The following is a 20,276-nucleotide window of genomic DNA, read 5'->3' as shown; positions in this document are numbered from 1 at the left end:
TCAATATGCCCAAAGCCTGCGACCACCACAATCCGTTCAGCGTTTGCTGTCGGCCAGCTTGTCGAAGGCCTGGTCGAGATGGGTTTCGGCGCCTTTGAGCTTTTCATGCCGCTCCTTGAGCCACTGCTGATCAGCCTGCAGCGTCTTGCGCGCCTCCACCAGCATGCGCTTGACCTCCTGTGGCTGCGGGCCGCCGGTGCCTTTGCGGGTCTGGACCATGTTGGTGGGCGACAGCGCCGCTCTAAAACCTGCTTCATCGAGCGGCAGGGTATTGGGCGTCCATTTGTACTTGTCCGCCGCCTGGCTATACAGTTTCTGCGCGTCGGCATAGGCGAAGGTCTTCGGCGTGGTGCCGTTGCTGCGCGCTTCGGTGACGATCAGCGAGGCAAAGCTGTGGCCGATGCGAAACGGCACTTTGTACTGGCGCTCCAGCGTGTCGGCCAGTTCCATCGAGGTGGTCCATTCCGACTCCAGTTCTTCGAGCGCGCGCTGCGGATTGATCTGCAGCGCGTCGAGCACCGCGTCGAGGCTGTGGAACATCTCCTGGGTCGAGCGGAACACGCCCAGCGAGTCGAAGGCGAACTTGTAGTCGGTCATGCCGGTGGTGACGTTATGCGCGCGCAAGGTGACGGCCTGGGCCAGACCCACCACGTCAGAGGCACTCTCACGCGCGCGCATCAGCAAGCCCGGGTTGCGTTTTTGCGGCATGGCGCTGCTGGTGTAGGTGGCTTCCTCATCGAGCAACAGCCAGGGGCGAATCTGATGATACTGGGTGTGGATATCGCCAATCATCGCGCCCACACGGATGGCGGACGATGACGCCATATTGGCCGCTTCGATGGGAATGTCATAGGTCGAGACCTGGCTTGAATCCAGCGAGTTCTCGCGCACGCCATCAAAGCCCAGCAGCTCGGCCAGGCGCTCACGGTTCAGCGGATACGCCGAGTTCGCCAGCACGGCGGTGCCCATCGGGCTCTGGTTGAGGCGTGTGTACAGCTCGCGGATACGCTGGCCGTCGCGGTCGAACGCGGCTTCAAAGGCCAGCAGGTAATGCGCATAGCTGATGGGCATGGCCTGCACGCCGTTGGTGTAGGCGGGCACCAGGGTGTCGACGTTTTTGTCGGCGATGTTCAGCAGGCGTTGGCGTGTGGCGTTGAGCGCTTCGCTGTAGGCCAGCACCTGGCTGCGCAGGGCGGCCAGGCGGTAGGTGGCGAGCATGTCCTGGCGGCTGCGGCCGGAGTGGATCAAGGAGGCTTCGGGACCGATCTTGTCGGTCATGATTTTTTCCAGTTGCAGCACATCACTGGGGCGCGTGCCGCCGGGCTGGTCGGCCTGGGCGATGGCGTAGCGCACACCCCCGGCGATCTTCTGGCCCATCTCGGGCTTGACGATGCCTTCTTCGGTGAGCATCACGATCGAGGCTTTGTTGATGCGGTTGAGCCAGGCGAATTGGGTCTGGGTGGGGTCGCCCTTGGCCTTGCGCTCGGTTTGGGAACTGTCGGGCGTGGCGCCGACCTTGGCCGCCTGGGCCGCGCATTGTTCGGTGGTGGTGCAGGGTAGCTCGCCGGTGTTGGCGGCATAGGCGCTGAGGCTGTTGAACAGGGCAAAGGCCACGGCAAGGGAAAGCAGGCTTTTCACAGCACGTTGGGGGGATGTGTTGTTCACAGAGACACCTGATTTATTGTTGGAATTATGGGCCGTCGTTGCGGCGCAATCAGGCTAGCGGGTGTGCGGGTAGATTGAAAATATATAGAAAGTGTTGATGGCAGAGGTTTTGGATATGGCTGATAGCGCTTGCCAGATTAAGATCAAAAGCACATTTGTGTGCGCCGCGAACTGCTTTTCTGTGGGAGCTGGCTTGCCTGCGATGGCATCAACGCGGTCTACCTCACACACCGAGGTGTTTGCATCGCAGGCAAGCCAGCTCCCACCTTCATCAGCGGTTTTCAGTGCATCTTGCTGTGGTCCATGTCACCCATATCGGTCAGCGCGCGGGCAGGGGCTGTTACTTCAACGGTCTGCTTCTCACCCTTGGCGTTTTCCAGGGTCAAGGTCAACGGCACCTGGTCGCTTTGCTTGATCTGGCCGGTGAGGCCCATGAGCATCACGTGGTAGCCCTCCGGGTCGAGCTTGACCGCTTTACCGGCAGGCAGGGCCACCGAATCCACCGGGCCCATGCGCATCACGTCGTCCTTCATGCTCATCTCATGAATCTGCACGTCCTTGGCCACAGGCGACTTCACGCTGAGCAATTTGCTGTCGCTGTCGGCGGTGACGGTCATGAACGCGCCGCTGGAGGTCTGGCCCGCCACGGTCGCGCGTACCCATGCATCGCTGACCTGAACCTGGGCGCTGGCGTGCGCCGCGAGGCCCAGCAAGGTGAGGCCGAATGTCAGGCGCTTGAGGGTTTGAACGGCAGTCATTAGCAGACCTCCATGACGGTGAGCAGGTCTTCTGCGCACTCTTTAGCGGTAAGGGATGCCGACAGGCCCAGGCGCAGATTGCCGCGGGTGTCGAACACGAAACTGGTGGAGGTGTGAGACAGGGTGTAGGTGTCTCCGGCCGGGATCTTTTCATAAAAGATGCCGAACTCCTTGGCGGCCACGGCGATTTCTTCCGGGGTGCCATACAGCGCTTCGAAGCTGGGGTCGAAGGCCTTGACGTAGCGGTCGAGCAATTCGGGTGTGTCACGCTCGGGGTCGAGGGTGATAAACACCACCTGCATGATTTTGCCATCGCGGCCCATCAGCTTCTTGGCCTGGGCGGCACGCGCCAGGGTGGTGGGGCACACGGCCGGGCATTGGGTGAAGCCGAAGAACACCACCGGCATCAGGCCACGGTACGAACTCAGGGTGACGGTTTCGCCGTCGGTGTTCTTGAGCTTGAAGGTGCGGCCCATGATCTTGTCACTGAGGTCCTTGCCGTACTTGAAGTTCAGCTTGGGGCTGTAGTCACAGCCGCCCAGCAGGCTGCCCAGGCCCAGCAGGCCCATACCGGTCAGCACTTTGCGGCGGGTGAATAACGTACTCATCAACTGTGCATCCTGTGAAACGCCTGCATTGCTCTGGATCTACAGTTCAGGCTTTGAAAAGGAGTAATGATGCGGGCGCACAGTCTACCAACCCCGGCCAGCCCACGTAATCTGCGACGTTCTGCCACAGGGGCGCGTGGCGCTTCATCCTTTTGCGGCTTCGGTGGTAGAGTCGCCGCCATGAAATTGAGCCACCCCGACCGTTCACTGATCGCCTGGGCCCTGTACTTCTGCGTGCTGATGAACCTGTTCGTCTGCGGTTTGGGGCATGGGCAGATGATGGGCCTGCAGCTCAATGGTATCGGCGGGGCGTTCTGTTCGGCGGACGGCAGCCAGGCGCCGCTTTCCGACAAAGGGTCAGGAAACACGGCCTCCAGCAACATCTCGAACTACTTTGCCTGCCCGGTGTGCGCGGCCGTGACCGTGGCCATCGTGTTCATGATCGGCCTGGCCTGGCTGCTCGGCCTTGGGCAAACCCCGCGCCCGGCCCATGAACGGCGCAACAAGGCACCGCCACGCTATTGCTGGCCGTCGGCCAACCCTCGCGCTTCCCCCACTTTCTGACGTGTGCCTTGGGCTTCCTGTGATCAGGAGGCGTTCTATCGTCACGACTGTGAGTGCGTTTCATGAACCCACCTTTGCCAGCAGGCGCCAGCCGCCTGGTCAGCAAGGCATCCCGGCGTTTGCGCGCCGAACCCTTGCGCCCCGAATACCCAAGCAATTCGCGCTGCTTCGTGCACCTGGATGCACGCCTGTTGCCGTATTGGCACACCTTGTTCGATATCTGCCCGGCGCTGCTCAAGCTCGACCCGCCGGAGGGCTTGAACCTGTTTCGCAGCTTCATGACCTGGGCCTATCGCAACCAGGTCGCCCAGGATTGGACCTATCACCTGAATGTGTGCCGCTGGCTGTTGGCGTCCTCGTATCGGACGCGCATCGATGAGGAGCCGATCGAAGCCTTTATGGCGGCCGCGGCAGCACGCTGGATCAATGCCGATGAAAGCCAGGCCCAGGGCGTGGTCCTGGCCTGGCGAGACGCAAGGGTGTTCGACTGGAAGGGCAGCGCCTTGGCGGGCGTTGAGCATCAGATACTGCCGGACCCGGCAGGCGACTTTGCCTGGTGCCCGCTGGCCAAAAACGGTTTCCGCGGCTGGTTGCCGGTGCCTTGAGGTTCTGGCGAACCCATTGGGTGACACTGTGGCTCCAGAACGATCACCGTCACTGTGGCGAGCAGGCTTGCCCTGCGTTGGGCTGCGCAGCAGCCCTCGCTCTTTCTTACGGGCTGACCGCGCCGCCTACAAGAGCGTCCCATTATCTCGTAGGAAACGGCCTGATGTTCCGTGCGGGCATCCTCATCAATTCTATTTTTTTGCCGGGAATGCCATCTTCACGGTCTTTGTAATGCACAGACTAATAAGAGGCTGAGATGACGAAAACTTCTGATGAGATGCCCCATTCCTTCTGCGCGAGCGACCGCTACGACCCGGTCAGTCGGGCCTTGCATTGGTTGATGGCAATTGTGTTTGCCTGGAGTTATTGCTCGGCGGTTGTCCACTTCCTGTCCTCCGATTCTGCGCTGGACAAGTGGCTATGGCCGTATCACAAGTCGGCGGGCCTGCTTTTGCTGGTGCTGCTGATACTGCGAGCCGGCTGGAACCTGCTGAACCGGCAAAACCGCCCGCCGAGTTTCAACCGTGCGGCTGCTGTCGGGCATGCTGTGCTGTATGCGCTGATGTTCCTTATCCCTGTTATCGGGCTGGTACGCCAGTACGGCTCCGGTCGTGAGTTTTCGGCGTTTGGCCTGCCGATAATGGCGGGTTTCGAGGGCGATAAAATCCAGTGGATGATTGACCTGGGGCGCAATTTTCATAGCTTGCTGGGCTGGACAATGCTGGTGTTGATCGTCGGTCATATCGGCATGGTGATCGTGCATTCTCTGCGCGGCAATCCGCAGGTGTTGCGACGCATGACGGGAGGCGCCCGCCGGTTATGGCGCTAGGTCAACGGCCTTTTTTGGGGGCTTTTTTCTGGGTTTTCTTCCCGCCTTGCTGCTGAGTTGACGTGCCGCTGGAGGAGGTCTTTTCCTTCGGCGGCGTTTCAGCTTTTTTGTTGCTGTCCGACGGGCTGCTGGGGTAGGTGCCCGGAGGCAGGGCCGAACCGGGTACGGCATCGCCGAAGGCTGCGTAGGCGGGTGTTGCCAAGCACCCGGTCAGGCAAATCACTAACACGATCTTGCAGGAAATACCGGTCTTCATGACGAGAATCCTTTTCCATGCTTCACCTGTCAAAAGCTGCCCTTGCTCTGAATCCAAAGGGAGGCACTAATTGGGAGTGCAGGGGATCCGGCAAAGTTTTGATTTTTTTCGCCGCCACGACGAAAGGCCATGAAGCGATATTTTTAATGAACCCTCACGCCGATCCCTTGACCTAATGCATACGACCTCAGGAGGTGATGTATGCAAATAGACTATATCTGGATCGTGCTGGCGGTGATTTTGCTGGCGTTGGAATTGTGGGCGATCAACATCGTGTTGCGCAGCACCGGCGGCTGGGAGACCAAGGGGTTGTGGTTGATCATTCTGATTTTTGTGCCGTTGTTCGGGCTGATCGCCTGGGCCATGTTCGGGCCAAAACGCGAGATGGCCCAGCACCGTAAATAACCAGCACCATAAATAAATAGCACCGTAAACACTGAACACAAGCCACACAGCAAACAGGCGCCCCCGGGCGCCTGTTTGCGTTCAAGCCTGCCCGTTATCCCGCGACCGCCTTGGCAATCGCTTCGTTGAATGCCGGCAGGTCATCCGGTGTGCGCGAGGTGATCAAGGTCCAGCCATTGGCCTTGCACTCCTTGACCTGGGCATCCACCACGCCTGCAGCGCCGGCGTTTTCAAGGTCGATGCGCACGCTCTTGTACGCGGTGAGCGTCTTGCCTTCGATCACGCCGGCATCGATCAGCGCCCATGGCCCGTGGCAGATGGCGGCGACGGTTTTGCCGGCTTTGACGAAGTCGTTGATCAGCTTCAATGCGGCCGCGTCCTGACGCAGGGTGTCGGCATTCACGGTGCCACCGGGAATCACCAGCGCGTCGAAGTCGCTGCTCAGCACCTGCGACAGCTTGACCTCGGATTCCACGGTCTGGTCCTTCTCGGTGTCGCCGACGAACGTCTGCACGGTGCCGCCTTTGCTGGAGCCATGCGTCACCGTCGCACCATAGCCACGCAATGTTTGCAGAGGCTTGAGCAGCTCGTCGCGCTCGATGCCGGTGTTGGAGGTGATGATGAGGATGTTCTTGCCGTTGAGTTGTGAGCTCATGGTCGAGTCTCTCCTGCTGGATGGATTAATCATGCGGTGTGGGAGAGTGGATCGAGCGTGGGCGGCAAAGGTTTAAATTAATTTGGACTTTTTTCTTGGGTGGTTTTCGAGGAGGGCCGACCTGCAAAAATCCTGAACTATCGAAAATCGCTGGCCTCTGCTGCATAGACGCCTGCTGCTTTTTGCGGGCCTTCAATTGCCTGGAGACTCACCATGACCGATCCCAAGACTGTCGACAAAACCCCGGAACCCATCAGCTCTGAAGATGCCCAGAAAGGCCGTCAACAACCTGCCAAGGGGCAGACGCTGGAACAGCCCAACCCGAAGACCAAAGCCGTGGACAAAGTGTTGACGCCCACGTCGATCAAGGACACTGAACGCCAGACTGACGCCATCAACGAGCAGGCCGCCAAGGCCGAGCGCAAGCTGGGCCACTGAGCATGGCCCGTTCGATCACGGCGTCTGAACTGGGCATTGAGCTTGCGCCCGACGATGACGCCAGCCTGTTCAAGTGGTTTATCGCCAGCTTCCTGATGGGCAAGCGTATTCAGGCGCCCATCGCGGCGCAGGCTTACAAGGTGATCGTGGAGCAAGAGGGCCGCGACACTGCACGCAAGTTGCAACATTGCACGTCGCGTGAGCTGGTTTCGATGCTCGGCCGTGCCCATTACGTGCGTTACGACGAAAGCACGGCGCAGCGTCTGCTGGACCTCAGCGCCAAGTTGAATGCCGAGTACGCGGGCAAGATCAGCCACATGCGCAGCGCCAGCGAAAACCGTGAGGCCTTCGAAAAACGCCTGGCCGAATTCGACGGCGTGGGGCCAAAAACCATCGAGATTTTCATGCGTGACGCGGCCAAGGTTCTGTTTTGATGGCACCGCTATTCGTGGGCTGTGCCGGCTGGAGTCTGCCGCGCGCACACTGGCCGGACTTTGCGGGCGTTCGGTTTTCGGTCAAGGCGCCCAAGGGCATCACCCATGAACTGCGCTTGCAGCTCTGCGAGACGGTACTGGATGAGTTCCTTGAACAGTGCTTGCACTTGGGGGAGCAACTGGGCTGCCTGCTGATTCAATCACGCCGTGACCGATGGCTTGTTGCTACTCGACCTCTACCCGCAGCACTTCCAAGCCTAGTTGCTCATACGCCTCGACACTCGGCACATGCCACTCGGTGATCAGCGTATGAATACGGTTGCACGGCGCCACCACAAAGGGTTCTACCGCGCCGAGCTTGTCGGCCATGGTCACGGCCACCACGTGGGAGGCGCTGTCGAGCAGGGCTTGTTTGACCGTTACTTCATCGAAGTGCAGCGAAGTGATGCCCACTTGCGGGTGCAATGCACAGACACCGGTAAACAACAGGTCTGCCTGGATGCTCTGAATCAGGCGTACAGCTTCGTGGCCGCTGGTGGAGAGGGTCGCCGGGTTGATCTGGCCACCGGCCAAAATCACTTTGACATTTGGGTGGTCCGCCAAGGCGATGGCAATCATCGGTGACGGCGTGACCACCGTCAGGCGAATGGCGTGCGGCAATGACTGGGCGATACGCAGCGTGGTTGAGCCCGAATCGAACAGCACAATCTGGCCGTCTTCTACGCGGTCCGCCGCGAGTTGCGCGAGGTGGCGCTTGGCTTCGTTGGTCTCGCCGACGCGGGTGAAAAAATCCTTGCCGGTGTCTTTGGGCCGGGGCAGGGCGCCGCCGTGTACGCGTTGCAGCAGCCCGGCGGCGGCGAGTTCGCCGAGGTCGCGGCGGATGGTGTCCTGGGACACGGCGAAGTGCTCGACCAATTCTGACGCAGTGACTTTGCCGTCGCGCTCCAGCAGCAGCAAAATCTTCTGTTTGCGCAATGAAGGCAGGTCGATAGCTTGATGTGTGTTATGCATGTTTGTGCGTCTTTTTGCGTGTTTGTGCAAGATTAATCGCCCGTCCACGCAAACGCAATGGCTGGTTACCAAGCCGATGGGCGGCTACTCTCCAGGCTCAGTTCAGGGAGAGGTGACCTAGATGCCGTTGATCACAACCATCGAAGATTTACGCAGGCTCGCGCAAAAACGTGTCCCACGGATGTTCTACGATTACGCCGACTCCGGCTCCTGGACTGAAAGCACTTACCGGGCAAATGAAAGCGATTTTGCCCGCATCCAATTTCGTCAGCGGGTGGCGCGCAATATTGATGAGCGTTCAATCCGCGCCAGCATGATCGGCCAGGACATGGCCATGCCCGTGGCTTTGGCGCCCACTGGGCTGGCGGGCATGCAGCATGCCGATGGCGAGATCCTCACCGCCCGCGCGGCTGCCGCTTTTGGCGTGCGTTATACCTTGTCGACCATGAGCATTTGTTCGCTGGAAGACATCGCCGCCCACGTTGGCCAACCGTTCTGGTTCCAGTTGTATGTGATGCGTGATCGCGTGTTTATGCAGCAGTTGATCGAGCGCGCCAAGGCTGCCGGTGTGGACGCGTTGGTGCTGACTCTGGATTTGCAGATCCTCGGCCAACGCCACAAAGACTTGATCAACGGCTTGTCGGCGCCGCCCAAGCTGACCGTGCCGAATATCCTCAATATGCTGACCAAGCCGCGCTGGGTGGCGGGCATGCTCGGCACCAAGCGCCATGGCTTCGGCAATATCGTCGGGCATGTCAAAGGCGTGGCCGATATCACTTCGCTGTCATCCTGGATCGGCCAGCAATTCGACCCGCGCCTGAGCTGGGACGATGTGGAATGGATCAAGCAATGCTGGGGCGGCAAGCTGATTATCAAGGGCATCCTGGATGTGGAAGACGCGCGGCTGGCCGCCAATTGCGGTGCGGATGCGCTGGTGGTGAGCAACCACGGTGGCCGCCAGCTCGATGGCGCACCGTCGAGCATCAGCCAATTGGCGGCGATTGCAGAGGCTGTGGGCGAGCAGATTGAAGTGTGGCTCGATGGCGGCATTCGCTCCGGCCAGGACGTGCTCAAGGCCATGGCACTCGGCGCCAAAGGCACCATGATCGGCCGCGCGCATTTGTATGGGTTGGGCGCGTTGGGCGAGGCGGGTGTGGCCAAGGCCCTTGACATCATCGCCCGCGAGCTGGATGTGTCGATGGCACTGTGTGGCTATAACGATATACGCGATGTGAATCGCGAGATTTTGCTGCCGGGTAGCTTTCCCACAGGGGTTTGATGAGCAAAAAAATCGTAAAAAAGTAAAAAGAGTTGTCCACGAAAACCGTGGGTATCTCTGTGGATAACTTTGCGAAGGCCCGGCAGGGTTGGCGATTTAACCTTCGGTTAATATTTGATCAGATTCTGTTTTGGGCCAGTATGGGCAGGGTTGGCGCTTGACAGCCAAGCGCGAACCCAGTGCCGAAAACTGCTATTACGACTCGCCGTCGCGACCTGTGGAGTGCGTGGCGATGGTTGCTGGCGTCGTTGCTGGCATCTTCGCCTGCATGAGTTTTTCCAATGCCTGGCCATAACTGCGACCCGCCAGGCTCATGCTGTTGTTGTGGGTGGCGCCGGGTACGAGCAGCAACCGCTTGGGCTCCTGGGCGGCTTCAAACAACTGCTGGCTGAAACGCGGTGGCACGTATTGGTCGGCCAGGCCGTGCACCACCAGCAACGGCATGTGCACGTCGGCAATCTTGTCGATGGAATCGAATTTCTGCGACAGCAGCCAACGCACCGGCAATGAGGTATTGGCCACGGCGGTGGCCGCATCCCCCAGGGAAGTAAAGGTGGACTCGATCACCAGCCCGCGCACCGGCACAGGCGTTTGTTTGCTCAGCTCAGCGGCGAGATCGATAGCCACGGCGCCGCCCAGCGAATGCCCGTAGATCAGGCGTTTGCCGGGGTCGGGCTGCAATATCTGGAAACGTTCCCAGGCAATGCGCGCGTCCTCATACACACTGGTTTCCGACGGCAAATCACCGTGGCTCTGGCCAAACCCGCGATAGTCGATGGCCAGCACCGAGAAGCCCAGCGCGTGCAGCTGTTCAATGCGAAACAACTGCCCGGTAAGGTTCCAGCGCACGCCGTGCAGGTAGAGGATCGCCGGCGCATCCTTGTGGTCTGCCGGGTACCACCAGCCGTGCAGATTCTGCCCCGATTTGAAACTGGCCGGCTTGATATCGAATTCCTGCACCGCCTTGGGCAGGCCGGTGTACCAGCCGGCGGTGCCCGGCTCGATGCGAAACACCAGCTCACGCTCCTTGTGTTGCAGCACGGCGCAGCCCACCGGCAGGCCGACAATCAGGATGGCCATGCACAGCAGGGGAACCCAGCGCAGGCCCAGGCGGGACAGAAAACGAGAGGACATGAAGGTTCCAGGACAAAGGCGAAGCAGGCGTTTTACCAGATGGCGTGGGCCGGCAGGCATTAATTCGACGGCCGTAGAGGAGGATTGCTTGCAAAGTATTGCAGCCTTGAACAATCCGTACGCGGGTTGTTAGGGTGGACGGCCGAACAGGAGAGCACAGACATGGATTTCACCGGCAAAACGGCAATTATCACCGGCGGCGCGCGTGGGCTGGGCCTCAGTTATGCACGGGCGCTGGCCCAAGGTGGCGCGCGGGTGGTGATCAGCGATATCGGCGCCGACAAGGTAGGCGTCGGCACTGATGCATCGGTGGTGCACGCGGCGGCCGCAGCCTTGCAGGCCGAAGGGCTGGCGGTGCTCGGGCATGGCGGCGACCTGTCTACGGACGAGGGTTGCCGACAACTGATCAGCTTCACCATCGAGGCTTACGGCCAGCTCGATATCCTGATCCATAACGCCGGTTGGGTCGGTTACCAGAACATCGCCGACCTCGACGCCGCGTTCCTCCAGCGCACCATGGACATCAACCTTTACGCGCCGCTCTGGCTGTGCAAGCACGCCTGGCCGCAGCTGCTGCGCTCAGCGGCGCCGCGCATTATCCTGACCACCTCCGACCGCGCCATGTACGTGGAGTACGAGCAAACCGGGCTGGTGGCTTACAGCGCCGGCAAGATGGCGCAATTGGGCATCATGAATGCACTGAGCCATGAAGGCGCCGAGGCCGGCATCAACGTCAACGCGATCTCGCCGGTGGCCAAGACGCGCATGTGGGGCGTGACCGACGAACCGGATGAACTCAAGCCAGAATGGGTGACGCCGGGCGTAGTGTTCCTGGCCTCTGGGCAGTGTCAGGACACGGGCTACATTCTGCGCGCCAGCAATGGTCAATTCACCGCCACGCGCTTCACCGAAAACCCAGGCGTGGAGTACCCGCGCAATCTCGCACGCATCAAGGCGGCCAATGCGCAAGAAGTCGCCGCCGCGTGGTCGCGCATCAAGCAGCCGCTGGCTCAGGCCGGCGTGACCAGTTGAACCCGATTACGCCCCTGCGCCTTGGCCAGGTACAGCGCCTGGTCGGCCTGGGACAATAAATGCGATAAGTCACTGCCCGCTGCCTGGGTGGTGACGATGCCGATACTCACACTCAGAAAGCCCGGCGCCAGCAATTCCAACCGCGCAAACGCCAGGCGGATTCGCTCGGCCACTGCCAACGCATCGGTTTCATCGCTGCCTGCCAACAGGCAGGCGAACTCTTCGCCGCCAATGCGTGCGAACACATCCTCGTTGCGTAACGCGTCCTGCAGCACCTGGCTGAAGGCAATCAACGCCTGGTCGCCCATGGGATGGCCGAAGCTGTCGTTCAGGCGTTTGAAGTGGTCCAGGTCGCAAAGCAACAGGGCCGCGCATTGATGGCGGTGCAGCAGGTTTTCACCCTTGAGCATAAAGGCGCGGCGGTTGCCGATGCCGGTCAGCGCGTCACTGAAGGCGGCGGCCTTGAAGCGCAACTCGGCGCGCTCCTTGACCATCGCCAAGGTGACGTAGGCGATACCGATGGCGTACAGCATCGACTCAAACAGCATGAATGCAAAAAACGGCGTGCTTTCACTCTCCGAGGCCCGTTCGCTGTTGATCGGCAGGCCAGGGTCGGTAAAGGCGCGCACGCCATAAAAACCGGTGTGCCACAACGTCAGCACCAGGGCCGGCACGTAGGCCACTTCCAGGCTTTTGCGCTTGCGCCACAGCTCCAGCGCCGACAGCACGCCGTAGCCGGCAGCCAATAGTGAATACAGGGTGACGCGCGCCGACAGCGAGCCATAGAACGGCGGCACCAAACACATCAGCAACCACAGGACGGCGCCGGCGAGGATGCCCGGTACATTGGGTTTTTGTTGCACGAAGGTGCGCATGGCGGTCCAGTTCATGGCGGCGCTGAGCAGCAGCACCACGTTGCCGATGACCAGCGCGACAAAGTCCATGCCCACGCCGCGCACCACAATCAGCCCGGTGCCCAGGGCGGCTAGCAGCAGCATGCTGCCCAGATAGCCCAGGGTCGGTTCGCGGCCACGACTCCAGGCATGTACCGTGAGCAGGCCCATGAGGCCGAACACGAACATGGCTACCATCAATAGCGTCGGGATGTGCAGCATCATTGGCGTGAACCTGGCGATCCTTCTTGGGTGGCGATTGTATCCGTAAGCAGGCCGCTTGACGCTGGTATTGCTGGCGCGACATGCTCCCGGCTTCTATGAGCAAAGGCCCGACCATGGACAACAGCCCTATTCGCATCACCGCTGAAGAAACCCTTTCAGACAGCTGGTACAACTTGAAAAAGTACAGCTTCGACCTGCGTCGCCAGGATGGCAGCTGGCAGGCCCAGACTCGTGAGGTGTATGACCGGGGCAATGGCGCGACCATCCTGTTGTACAACCGTGGGCAGCGCACGGTGCTGTTGATCCGGCAGTTTCGCATGCCTACGTTTGTCAACGATTACCCCGGCTACTTGATCGAAACGGCTGCCGGGTTGCTGGACAATGCCAGTCCTGAAGAACGTATTCGCCTGGAGGCTGAGGAAGAGACCGGGTATCGCGTCGGCCATGTGGAAAAAATCTATGCGGCGTTTATGAGTCCAGGTTCGGTGACTGAGCGGATTCACTTTTTTATCGGTGAGTATACGCAGGCGGATCAGATTGGTACGGGGGGCGGGCTGGAGGAGGAGGGTGAGGATATCGAAGTGCTGGAGTTGGGGTTTGAGCAGGCGCTGGCGATGGTGCAGAGTGGGGAGATTGTCGATGGCAAGACCATTATGCTGTTGCAGCATCTGGAATTGCGGATGCTTAAAGATGGCTGGTGATTGAGTACATATCCGTTGCTGCGGTAACGGCTACTTAGGGTTCCGCCCTTACGGCGGGTCACTTTTGGCAAACGCCCGGAATGCCGGCCCAGCCAAAAGTAACCAAAAGGTCTGTGCCCCACCACTCGGTGCCTCGCTTAGGCTCGGCATGCCCGCACTCCGGCTTGAATCCGTGGGCCGCCGCGATGGGCCATCCTTGGCCCAGCGCGGCTAACCCGGCGTCCTGCCGGGTTACCCACGGATTCAAGCCTGCGTTCGGCCATCGTGGTTAACGGGGCGCCTCAGATCAAAAGCAAGATCAAAAGCAGAGCACGGCGGCCTGAAAGCCGACCTGAGTGGTTGAATCAAAAGCGAAAAGCGAAAAGCGGATTTGCATACACTGAAGAGCTGCTTTTCTGTGGGAGCTGGCTTGCCTGCGATGCAGACACCTTGGTACATCAGACACACCGAGTTGATGCCATCGCAGGCAAGCCAGCTCCCACATTAGACCGAGTATGGCTTTGCAGTTGCAGTTGCAGTTGCAGTTGCAGTTGCTGTTGCTCTGGCCCTTACATCCTTTTCGATGACGAAGTCAGCGGTCTTTTGATCTGTGCTTTTGATCTTGATCTGAAATCGCCCCGTCAAACACGATGGCCGGAATCTGACAGGGATTTGGGGGGTAAACCGGCAGGGATGCCGGTTTAGCCGCGCTGGGCCAAGGATGGCCCATCGCGGCGGCCCCCCAAATCACTGGCGGATTGCGGGCATGCCGAGCCACAGCGAGGCACCGAGTGTTGGGGCGAGGACTTTTTGCTTACTTTTTGGTCCCTCAAAAAGTGAGCCGCTGTAAGAGCGGAACCATAAGCCGCCGTTACCCAAATAATGGATATGCACCCAACCCCAACCCCAACCCCAACCCCAACAGCCCCCCAATCCCGACTACCGGCTATTGTCAGAAATTTCCCACAAGAGTACAAATGTACTCCATGACAACCCTGACCCCCCGCCGCACCGCCATCCTGACCTTCATCCGCGACCGTATCGCGCAACAAGGCCAGCCCCCAAGCCTCGCCGAGATCGCCGAGGCGTTCGGCTTTGCCTCGCGCAGCGTCGCTCGCAAACACGTGGTGGCCCTGACCGAAGCCGGCTTCATCGAGGTCAACCCCAACCAGGCCCGTGGCATCCGCCTGCTCAACCAACCGGCGCGTCCCGAATGGCTGGACGTGCCCGTACTCGGCCGTGTCGCCGCCGGCCTGCCCATCGGCGCCGATGCCGAAGTGCACAATCGTCTGCAACTCGACCCCGCCACTTTCGCCAAAACCCCGGATTACCTGCTGCGTGTGCAGGGCGATTCGATGATCGAAGACGGCATCCTCGACGGCGATCTGGTGGGCGTACGCCGCAGCGCCGAAGCCTTGAACGGGCAGATTGTGGTGGCACGCCTGGACGGTGAAGTCACCATCAAACGCTTTGAGCGCCACGGCGAGCAGGTGCGCCTGCTGCCGCGCAACCCCGCGTATCAACCGATTGTGGTCGGGCCGGATCAGGACCTGGCCATCGAAGGGGTGTTCTGCGGCCTGGTGAGGCAAGGTTGATGGGCGCCGTCGTTGCTCTGGATACGCTGTTCAATGGCGGCCGCGTCTGGAAAGGCCGGCCCGCCGTGCCACCGGCCAGCGTGCACCCCACTGGGCTGGCGGCGCTGGACGCGGTGTTGCCCACGTGCGGTTGGCCGGAGTCGGCGCTGAGTGAAATCCTGATGGCGAAGGAGGGCGTTGGCGAGCTGCAATTGGTGTTGCCAACCCTGGCCCGCTTATCAACGGCGGGCGAGCGGATTGTGCTGGTGGCGCCGCCCTACACGCCGTACCCCCACGCCTGGCAGAACGCCGGGGTGGATTTGCGCCAGCTTTCGGTGATCCAGGCCGAGGCGCGCGACGTGTTGTGGGCGGTGGAGCAGTGCCTGCGTTCGGGCAGTTGCGGCGCGGTGCTGTGCTGGCCGCGCAAGGCCGATGACCGCGCCTTGCGGCGCTTGCAGGTGGCGGCCGAGACCGGGCAAACCCTGGCGTTTGCCTGGCGCGCTTTGAGCGAGGCGGTCAATTCATCGCCCGCCGCCTTGCGCCTGGCCGTCGAGGCAAAACCTGCGCAAGTGCGGGTGCTCAAGTGCCGGGGCGGCTTGGCCCACCCGGCGCCGATAGCACTGGCGGGGCACTGAGGTTGCCATGCGCTGGGTGTGTATTGTCTTCCCGCAATTGGCGCTGGACGGGGTGCAGCGTGTGCACCCTGAGCCGGATCAACCGTTGGTACTGCTGGCCGGCACACCGCAGCGCCGCGTGCTGCAAACCGTCAATGCCGCCGCCCGCGCCTTGGGCCTGCGATCAGGTCAATCGCTGACGGCCGCGCATGCCCTGGCCAAAACCTTTGCCAGCGCCGAATACGACCCCGCCGAAATCGAGCGCTGGCAGCAGTTCCTCGCCGCCTGGGCCTACCGTTTCAGCTCCCAGGTCAGCGTGTATTACCCGCGTGCGTTGCTGTTCGAGATCGAGTCGAGCCTGGGCCTGTTCGGGCCATGGCCGCAGTTCGAGGCGCGCTTGCGCCAGGAATTGACCGAATTGGGCTTTCGCCACCGTATCGTCGCCGCGCCCAACCCGGCGGCGGCGCGGGTGCTGGCGAATATTTATGATGGTTTGGCGATCGGCGAGGACGCCTTGCAGCAGGCGCTGGCGCCACTGCCTATCGACCGCGCCGGTCTTGACCCGCAGACGTCCACGGCCTTGTCACGCATGGGCCTGCGTACGTTGGCCCAGGTGCAGGCGTTGCCTCGGCACACCCTGGCGCGACGCTTTGACGCCGGCTTGCTCAAGCACCTGGATGCCCTGAGTGGGCAGCGCCCACTGGCCCTGGCGTTTTATCAGCCGCCGGATCAGTTCGACGTGCGCATCGAGCTGAATTTCGACGTGCAGTCACACCAGGCGCTGCTGTTCCCGTTACGGCGCCTGACCGGTGACTTGTGCGCCTTCCTCTGCGGGCGCGACAGTGGCGTGCAGCGCTTTGACTTGCACCTGGAACACGCCCAGGCGCCCGACAGTGTGATCAAGGTCGGCCTGCTCAGTGCCGAGCGCGAACCGTCGATGCTGTTCGAACTGGCCCGTGGCCGCCTGGAACAGGTGCAAGTCACCTCTCCGGTGCGCGGGTTCCGCCTGGTGGCCCAGGACCTGCCGGTGTTTGTGCCGCAACGCCAGGACCTGTTCGACGATCGCCCGCAACAAACCTTGCCTTGGGAGCAACTGCGCGAACGCTTGCGCGCACGGCTTGGCGATGAGGCCGTACAAAGCCTGCGCTTTCATGCCGACCACCGCCCCGAATGTGCCTGGCAGGCGAGCGCCGACAGCCGTGCGTGCCCGACCTTGCACAAGGTGCAGCGCCCCGGCTGGTTGCTGACTGAACCGACCTTGCTGGCCGAGCAGGGCGTGCAGATCCTGATGGGCCCGGAGCGCATCGAATCCGGCTGGTGGGACGGCGCCGATATCCGCCGCGACTATTACCTGATCCGCACCCGTGCCGGCCAGCAAGGCTGGGCCTATCGCTGTGTGGGGCAGAACGACGGGCTGTGGCTGCAAGGCTGGTTCGCATGAGCTATGCCGAGCTGCATTGCCTGTCCAGTTTCAGTTTCCAGCGCGGCGCGTCCAGTGCGCTGGAGCTGTTCGAACGTGCCAAGCGCCAAGGCTACAGCGCCCTGGCGATCACCGACGAATGCACCTTGGCGGGCATCGTGCGAGCCTGGCAGGCGGCGAAGGCGGTGGATTTGCCGCTGATTATCGGCAGCGAAGTGCGCATCGAAAACGGCCCGAAACTGGTGTTGCTGGTCGAAGATCTCAGCGGCTATCAACACCTGTGCCGCCTGATCACCCTGGCTCGCCGCCGCGCCGAAAAAGGCCGTTACCGCCTGCTGCACGCCGACTTCGAACAGCCCATGCCCGGCCTGCTGGCGCTGTGGGTGGCCGAAGACAGCGACACCCAGGCCACCCTCCAATGGCTGCAACACACCTTCGCCGAACGCCTGTGGCTGGCGGTGCACCTGCACTGCGGTCAGGACGATGCGCGCTATTTGCAGCAGCGCCTGGCCCTGGCTGCCAGCCTGCAGATCCCGGCGGTGGCTTGCGGCGATGTGCATATGCACGCGCGGGGTCGCCGGGCCTTGCAAGACACCATGACCGCGATCCGTCATCACGTGCCGGTGGCCGAAGCCGGCACGCGCCTGCACCCCAATGGCGAGCGGCATTTACGCAGCCTCGACGCGCTGGCAGCGTTGTACCCGCAAGCGCTGCGTGATGAAACCCTGGCCATCGCGAAACGTTGCACCTTTGATCTCAGCCAGTTGCGCTACCACTACCCACGCGAACTGGTGCCCGCCGGCCATGATGCCCAATCCTGGCTGCGCACCGTGACCGAGGAAGGCATTGCCCAGCGCTGGCCGCACGGTGTTGACGCCAAGACCTTGCAGCAGATCAACAAGGAATTGCAGTTGATCAGCGACCTCGGTTACGAAAGCTACTTCCTGACGGTGCACGACATCGTGCGCTTCGCCCGCAGCCGTTCGATCCTGTGTCAGGGCCGTGGCTCGGCCGCCAACTCGGCGGTGTGTTTTGCCTTGGGCATCACCGAAATCGACCCGAGCCTGACGAGCATGCTGTTCGAGCGTTTCCTGTCCAAGGAGCGTAATGAACCGCCGGATATCGACGTGGACTTCGAACATGAACGCCGCGAAGAAGTGCTGCAGTACGTGTTCCAACGCTACGGCCGCACCCGCGCGGCGTTGACGGCGGTGGTCAGCAGTTATCACGCGTCCGGCGCGGTGCGTGATGTGGCCAAGGCCCTCGGTTTGCCGCCGGACCAGATCAACGCGCTGGCCGACTGTTGCGGGCGCTGGAGTGAAGATGCGCCGCCGCTGGAACGCCTGCGCGAAGGCGGCTTCGACCCGCAAAGCCCGATCCTGCGGCGTGTGCTGACATTGACTCAACAACTGATCGGTTTTCCCCGGCACTTGTCCCAGCACCCTGGCGGTTTTGTGATTTCCGAATACCCGCTGGACACCCTGGTGCCGGTGGAAAATGCCGCCATGGCCGAGCGCACCATTATCCAGTGGGACAAGGATGACCTCGACGCCGTGGGCCTGCTCAAGGTGGATATCCTCGCGTTGGGCATGCTCAGCGCGATCCGCCGCTGCTTCGACTTGCTGCGCCGCCATCGCAATCGCGATATGTCTCTGGCAGGCATACCCAAAGAAGACCCGGCCACCTACGCAATGATCAGCAAGGCCGACACCATCGGCGTGTTCCAGATCGAGTCGCGGGCGCAGATGTCGATGCTGCCCAGGCTCAAGCCGCAGAACTTCTACGACCTGGTGATTGAGGTGGCGATTGTGCGGCCTGGGCCGATCCAGGGCGGTATGGTGCATCCGTACCTGCGGCGCCGGAATAACGAAGAGCCCACCACTTATCCGTCACCGGAACTTGAGGCAGTGTTGAAACGCACCTTGGGCGTGCCGCTGTTCCAGGAACAGGTGATGCAGATCGCCATGGTTGCCGCCGACTATGGCCCAGGCGAAGCCGACCAGTTGCGCCGCTCCATGGCCGCCTGGAAACGCCACGGCGGCCTGGAACCGCATCAGCAGCGTCTGCGCACCGGCATGCTCAAGAACGGCTACAGCGAGGAATTTGCCGCGCAGATTTTCGAGCAGATCAAAGGCTTTGGCAGCTATGGCTTCCCCGAGTCCCATGCGGCCAGTTTTGCCTTGCTGACCTACGCCAGTTGCTGGCTCAAGTGCCATGAACCGGCGGCGTTCGCCTGTGCCTTGATCAACAGCTGGCCCATGGGTTTCTACAGCCCGGACCAGATCCTGCAGGATGCGCGGCGCCACCGCTTGCAGATCCGCCCGGTGGATGTGCTGGCCAGTGACTGGGATTGCAGCCTGGAGCCTGTCGACGGCCAGCAACCGGCGATTCGCCTGGGGTTGCGCATGATCTCGGGGTTTCGTGAGGAGGATGGGCGGCGCATCGAGGCGGCGCGCCAGCGTCGAGTGTTCAGCGACATTGCCGACCTGGACGACCGCGCTGGCCTGGATGCGCGGGCCCAGGCGTTGCTGGCGGATGCCGGGGCCTTGCGTGCGTTGGCGGGCAACCGGCACCGGGCACGCTGGGAAGTGGCAGGCGTGCATAAACAGCTGGGGTTGTTCGCGGGCCTGCCGAGCCCCGACGAAGCGGCGGTGCAATTGCCGGCGCCGACGGTTGGTGAAGACTTGCAGGCTGATTACGCCACGGTTGGCACCACCCTCGGCCCGCACCCGCTGGCGTTGCTGCGTGATGAGTTGCGTAGACGCCGCTGCCGCAGCTCTTTGGAGCTGATGGCGGTGGAGCATGGGCGCAATGTCAGCGTCGCCGGTCTGGTGACCGGGCGCCAGCGCCCTGGCACCGCCAGCGGCGTGACCTTTGTGACGCTGGAAGATGAATTCGGCAACCTCAATGTGGTGGTGTGGCGCGACCTGGCAGAACGCCAGCGCCTGGCGCTGGTCGGCTCGCGGCTGCTCAAAGTCGACGGGCGCTGGGAGGCGGTGGGCGAGGTGCGGCACCTGATTGCCGGGCGTCTCACCGACCTGACGCCACTGCTGGAAGGCATTCATGTGCGCAGCCGGGATTTTCATTGAGGGCAGTGGTTTTTGTCGCCATTACCTCCTAACTTATAACAAGTGAAACCATCCGCCGCTGGCGCGCTCCAAAACGTTGCAAATACCCTCTCTTTGCACAGAGCCAA

Annotated in this window: 22 protein-coding genes; 14 read left to right on the top strand and 8 right to left on the bottom strand. The window is 61.6% G+C overall.

Annotated elements, in window-relative coordinates:
• Positions 1 to 36: 36 nt before the first annotated feature.
• From ACQY47_RS02750 to ACQY47_RS02740, 3 genes are all read right to left on the bottom strand, one after another.
• Positions 37 to 1,665, bottom strand: coding sequence for an argininosuccinate lyase (locus ACQY47_RS02750; protein WP_428555388.1), 1,629 nt, complete (start codon positions 1,663 to 1,665; stop codon positions 37 to 39).
• Positions 1,666 to 1,946: 281 nt separating this feature from the next.
• On the bottom strand, positions 1,947 to 2,423 hold the full coding sequence (locus ACQY47_RS02745) for a copper chaperone PCu(A)C (RefSeq protein ID WP_428555385.1): 477 nt from the start codon (positions 2,421 to 2,423) through the stop codon (positions 1,947 to 1,949).
• Positions 2,423 to 3,031: an SCO family protein gene (locus ACQY47_RS02740; protein ID WP_017134494.1), complete on the bottom strand. Its 609-nt coding sequence runs from the start codon at positions 3,029 to 3,031 to the stop codon at positions 2,423 to 2,425. The genes ACQY47_RS02745 and ACQY47_RS02740 overlap by 1 nt, the downstream gene beginning before the upstream one ends.
• 180 nt (positions 3,032 to 3,211) lie before the next feature.
• Here ACQY47_RS02740 and ACQY47_RS02735 point away from each other — a divergent pair, with 180 nt between their 5' ends.
• From ACQY47_RS02735 to ACQY47_RS02725, 3 genes are all read left to right on the top strand, one after another.
• Positions 3,212 to 3,595, top strand: coding sequence for a DUF2946 domain-containing protein (locus tag ACQY47_RS02735; protein ID WP_099548705.1), 384 nt, complete (start codon positions 3,212 to 3,214; stop codon positions 3,593 to 3,595).
• 62 nt (positions 3,596 to 3,657) lie between these two features.
• Positions 3,658 to 4,200, top strand: coding sequence for a putative natural product biosynthesis protein (locus ACQY47_RS02730; protein ID WP_169988741.1), 543 nt, complete (start codon positions 3,658 to 3,660; stop codon positions 4,198 to 4,200).
• Positions 4,201 to 4,457: 257 nt separating this feature from the next.
• On the top strand, positions 4,458 to 5,030 hold the full coding sequence (locus ACQY47_RS02725) for a cytochrome b (protein ID WP_428555380.1): 573 nt from the start codon (positions 4,458 to 4,460) through the stop codon (positions 5,028 to 5,030).
• A 1-nt stretch (position 5,031) separates the two neighbouring features.
• Here the strand turns inward: ACQY47_RS02725 and ACQY47_RS02720 are convergent, their stop codons facing one another.
• The gene (locus ACQY47_RS02720; protein ID WP_099548702.1) at positions 5,032 to 5,286 is read right to left on the bottom strand and encodes a hypothetical protein; all 255 of its coding nucleotides are present in this window, start codon (positions 5,284 to 5,286) and stop codon (positions 5,032 to 5,034) included.
• Positions 5,287 to 5,487: 201 nt separating this feature from the next.
• On the opposite strand from ACQY47_RS02720, the gene ACQY47_RS02715 reads away from it, so the two are divergent.
• Entirely contained in the window at positions 5,488 to 5,691 is a 204-nt protein-coding gene (locus tag ACQY47_RS02715; protein WP_017134489.1) for a hypothetical protein, read from the top strand.
• A 94-nt stretch (positions 5,692 to 5,785) separates the two neighbouring features.
• Here ACQY47_RS02715 and ACQY47_RS02710 read toward each other — a convergent pair whose 3' ends face one another.
• Positions 5,786 to 6,346, bottom strand: a complete 561-nt coding sequence (locus ACQY47_RS02710) for a type 1 glutamine amidotransferase domain-containing protein (protein ID WP_138450255.1) — start codon at positions 6,344 to 6,346, stop codon at positions 5,786 to 5,788.
• Between the two features lie 213 nt (positions 6,347 to 6,559).
• Between ACQY47_RS02710 and ACQY47_RS02705 the strand changes: the two genes are divergently transcribed.
• The 3 genes from ACQY47_RS02705 to ACQY47_RS02695 are packed head-to-tail and all read left to right on the top strand — an operon-like array spanning position 6,560 to position 7,520.
• Positions 6,560 to 6,784: a hypothetical protein gene (locus ACQY47_RS02705; RefSeq protein WP_017134487.1), complete on the top strand. Its 225-nt coding sequence runs from the start codon at positions 6,560 to 6,562 to the stop codon at positions 6,782 to 6,784.
• 2 nt (positions 6,785 to 6,786) lie between these two features.
• Positions 6,787 to 7,218, top strand: a complete 432-nt coding sequence (locus ACQY47_RS02700; RefSeq protein WP_017134486.1) for a hypothetical protein — start codon at positions 6,787 to 6,789, stop codon at positions 7,216 to 7,218.
• The gene (locus tag ACQY47_RS02695) at positions 7,218 to 7,520 is read left to right on the top strand and encodes a DUF72 domain-containing protein (protein WP_428555374.1); all 303 of its coding nucleotides are present in this window, start codon (positions 7,218 to 7,220) and stop codon (positions 7,518 to 7,520) included. Before ACQY47_RS02700 ends, ACQY47_RS02695 begins: the two co-directional genes overlap by 1 nt.
• Here the strand turns inward: ACQY47_RS02695 and ACQY47_RS02690 are convergent.
• Positions 7,444 to 8,229, bottom strand: a complete 786-nt coding sequence (locus ACQY47_RS02690; protein WP_017134485.1) for a DeoR/GlpR family DNA-binding transcription regulator — start codon at positions 8,227 to 8,229, stop codon at positions 7,444 to 7,446. The two genes, ACQY47_RS02695 and ACQY47_RS02690, sit on opposite strands and share 77 nt — an antisense overlap.
• 121 nt (positions 8,230 to 8,350) lie before the next feature.
• Between ACQY47_RS02690 and ACQY47_RS02685 the strand changes: the two genes are divergently transcribed.
• Positions 8,351 to 9,508: an alpha-hydroxy acid oxidase gene (locus tag ACQY47_RS02685; protein ID WP_428555371.1), complete on the top strand. Its 1,158-nt coding sequence runs from the start codon at positions 8,351 to 8,353 to the stop codon at positions 9,506 to 9,508.
• A gap of 195 nt (positions 9,509 to 9,703) precedes the next feature.
• On the opposite strand, the gene ACQY47_RS02680 is transcribed toward ACQY47_RS02685, so the two are convergent.
• Entirely contained in the window at positions 9,704 to 10,642 is a 939-nt protein-coding gene (locus ACQY47_RS02680) for an alpha/beta hydrolase (RefSeq protein ID WP_428555368.1), read from the bottom strand.
• Positions 10,643 to 10,804: 162 nt separating this feature from the next.
• Here ACQY47_RS02680 and ACQY47_RS02675 point away from each other — a divergent pair, with 162 nt between their 5' ends.
• A complete protein-coding gene (locus ACQY47_RS02675) occupies positions 10,805 to 11,674 on the top strand; it encodes an SDR family NAD(P)-dependent oxidoreductase (RefSeq protein ID WP_169988747.1) in 870 nt (289 codons plus the stop codon).
• Here ACQY47_RS02675 and ACQY47_RS02670 read toward each other — a convergent pair.
• Positions 11,653 to 12,792 (bottom strand): GGDEF domain-containing protein, encoded by a 1,140-nt coding sequence (locus ACQY47_RS02670; protein ID WP_428555364.1) that lies wholly within the window; start codon positions 12,790 to 12,792, stop codon positions 11,653 to 11,655. The genes ACQY47_RS02675 and ACQY47_RS02670 overlap by 22 nt on opposite strands.
• A 113-nt stretch (positions 12,793 to 12,905) precedes the next feature.
• Between ACQY47_RS02670 and ACQY47_RS02665 the strand changes: the two genes are divergently transcribed.
• The 5 genes from ACQY47_RS02665 to ACQY47_RS02645 all read left to right on the top strand — a co-directional run bounded on the left by ACQY47_RS02665 (position 12,906) and on the right by ACQY47_RS02645 (position 20,169).
• Positions 12,906 to 13,493: an NUDIX domain-containing protein gene (locus tag ACQY47_RS02665; protein ID WP_026013479.1), complete on the top strand. Its 588-nt coding sequence runs from the start codon at positions 12,906 to 12,908 to the stop codon at positions 13,491 to 13,493.
• Between the two features lie 956 nt (positions 13,494 to 14,449).
• Positions 14,450 to 15,067, top strand: a complete 618-nt coding sequence (gene lexA, locus ACQY47_RS02660) for a transcriptional repressor LexA (RefSeq protein WP_017135402.1) — start codon at positions 14,450 to 14,452, stop codon at positions 15,065 to 15,067.
• Positions 15,067 to 15,681 carry a translesion DNA synthesis-associated protein ImuA gene (imuA, locus tag ACQY47_RS02655; protein ID WP_428555360.1) on the top strand — a complete coding sequence of 205 codons (615 nt, stop codon included), beginning with the start codon at positions 15,067 to 15,069 and terminating at the stop codon, positions 15,679 to 15,681. Before lexA ends, imuA begins: the two co-directional genes overlap by 1 nt.
• A 7-nt stretch (positions 15,682 to 15,688) precedes the next feature.
• A complete protein-coding gene (locus ACQY47_RS02650) occupies positions 15,689 to 17,101 on the top strand; it encodes a Y-family DNA polymerase (RefSeq protein ID WP_428555357.1) in 1,413 nt (470 codons plus the stop codon).
• Positions 17,098 to 20,169, top strand: a complete 3,072-nt coding sequence (locus tag ACQY47_RS02645) for an error-prone DNA polymerase (protein WP_428555354.1) — start codon at positions 17,098 to 17,100, stop codon at positions 20,167 to 20,169. The genes ACQY47_RS02650 and ACQY47_RS02645 overlap by 4 nt, the downstream gene beginning before the upstream one ends.
• The last annotated feature ends 107 nt before the right edge of the window (positions 20,170 to 20,276 follow it).

The organism is Pseudomonas edaphica, from assembly GCF_965277385.1.
Taxonomy (GTDB): domain Bacteria; phylum Pseudomonadota; class Gammaproteobacteria; order Pseudomonadales; family Pseudomonadaceae; genus Aquipseudomonas; species Aquipseudomonas edaphica.
The sequence above is the reverse complement of the archived record's forward strand: the minus strand, read 5'-3'. Positions and strand labels throughout refer to the sequence as shown.

Excerpts from the sequence above, each read along its gene's own strand:
- ACQY47_RS02650 (WP_428555357.1), top strand. The coding sequence starts at position 15,689 with ATGCGCTGGGTGTGTATTGTCTTCCCGCAATTGGCGCTGGACGGGGTG.
- ACQY47_RS02745 (WP_428555385.1), bottom strand. The coding sequence starts at position 2,423 with ATGACTGCCGTTCAAACCCTCAAGCGCCTGACATTCGGCCTCACCTTG.
- lexA (WP_017135402.1), top strand. The coding sequence starts at position 14,450 with ATGTACTCCATGACAACCCTGACCCCCCGCCGCACCGCCATCCTGACC.
- ACQY47_RS02680 (WP_428555368.1), bottom strand. The coding sequence starts at position 10,642 with ATGTCCTCTCGTTTTCTGTCCCGCCTGGGCCTGCGCTGGGTTCCCCTG.
- ACQY47_RS02685 (WP_428555371.1), top strand. The coding sequence starts at position 8,351 with ATGCCGTTGATCACAACCATCGAAGATTTACGCAGGCTCGCGCAAAAA.
- ACQY47_RS02730 (WP_169988741.1), top strand. The coding sequence starts at position 3,658 with ATGAACCCACCTTTGCCAGCAGGCGCCAGCCGCCTGGTCAGCAAGGCA.
- ACQY47_RS02675 (WP_169988747.1), top strand. The coding sequence starts at position 10,805 with ATGGATTTCACCGGCAAAACGGCAATTATCACCGGCGGCGCGCGTGGG.
- ACQY47_RS02720 (WP_099548702.1), bottom strand. The coding sequence starts at position 5,286 with ATGAAGACCGGTATTTCCTGCAAGATCGTGTTAGTGATTTGCCTGACC.
- ACQY47_RS02670 (WP_428555364.1), bottom strand. The coding sequence starts at position 12,792 with ATGATGCTGCACATCCCGACGCTATTGATGGTAGCCATGTTCGTGTTC.
- ACQY47_RS02705 (WP_017134487.1), top strand. The coding sequence starts at position 6,560 with ATGACCGATCCCAAGACTGTCGACAAAACCCCGGAACCCATCAGCTCT.
- ACQY47_RS02740 (WP_017134494.1), bottom strand. The coding sequence starts at position 3,031 with ATGAGTACGTTATTCACCCGCCGCAAAGTGCTGACCGGTATGGGCCTG.
- ACQY47_RS02710 (WP_138450255.1), bottom strand. The coding sequence starts at position 6,346 with ATGAGCTCACAACTCAACGGCAAGAACATCCTCATCATCACCTCCAAC.
- imuA (WP_428555360.1), top strand. The coding sequence starts at position 15,067 with ATGGGCGCCGTCGTTGCTCTGGATACGCTGTTCAATGGCGGCCGCGTC.
- ACQY47_RS02735 (WP_099548705.1), top strand. The coding sequence starts at position 3,212 with ATGAAATTGAGCCACCCCGACCGTTCACTGATCGCCTGGGCCCTGTAC.
- ACQY47_RS02700 (WP_017134486.1), top strand. The coding sequence starts at position 6,787 with ATGGCCCGTTCGATCACGGCGTCTGAACTGGGCATTGAGCTTGCGCCC.
- ACQY47_RS02715 (WP_017134489.1), top strand. The coding sequence starts at position 5,488 with ATGCAAATAGACTATATCTGGATCGTGCTGGCGGTGATTTTGCTGGCG.
- ACQY47_RS02690 (WP_017134485.1), bottom strand. The coding sequence starts at position 8,229 with ATGCATAACACACATCAAGCTATCGACCTGCCTTCATTGCGCAAACAG.
- ACQY47_RS02645 (WP_428555354.1), top strand. The coding sequence starts at position 17,098 with ATGAGCTATGCCGAGCTGCATTGCCTGTCCAGTTTCAGTTTCCAGCGC.
- ACQY47_RS02665 (WP_026013479.1), top strand. The coding sequence starts at position 12,906 with ATGGACAACAGCCCTATTCGCATCACCGCTGAAGAAACCCTTTCAGAC.
- ACQY47_RS02725 (WP_428555380.1), top strand. The coding sequence starts at position 4,458 with ATGACGAAAACTTCTGATGAGATGCCCCATTCCTTCTGCGCGAGCGAC.
- ACQY47_RS02695 (WP_428555374.1), top strand. The coding sequence starts at position 7,218 with ATGGCACCGCTATTCGTGGGCTGTGCCGGCTGGAGTCTGCCGCGCGCA.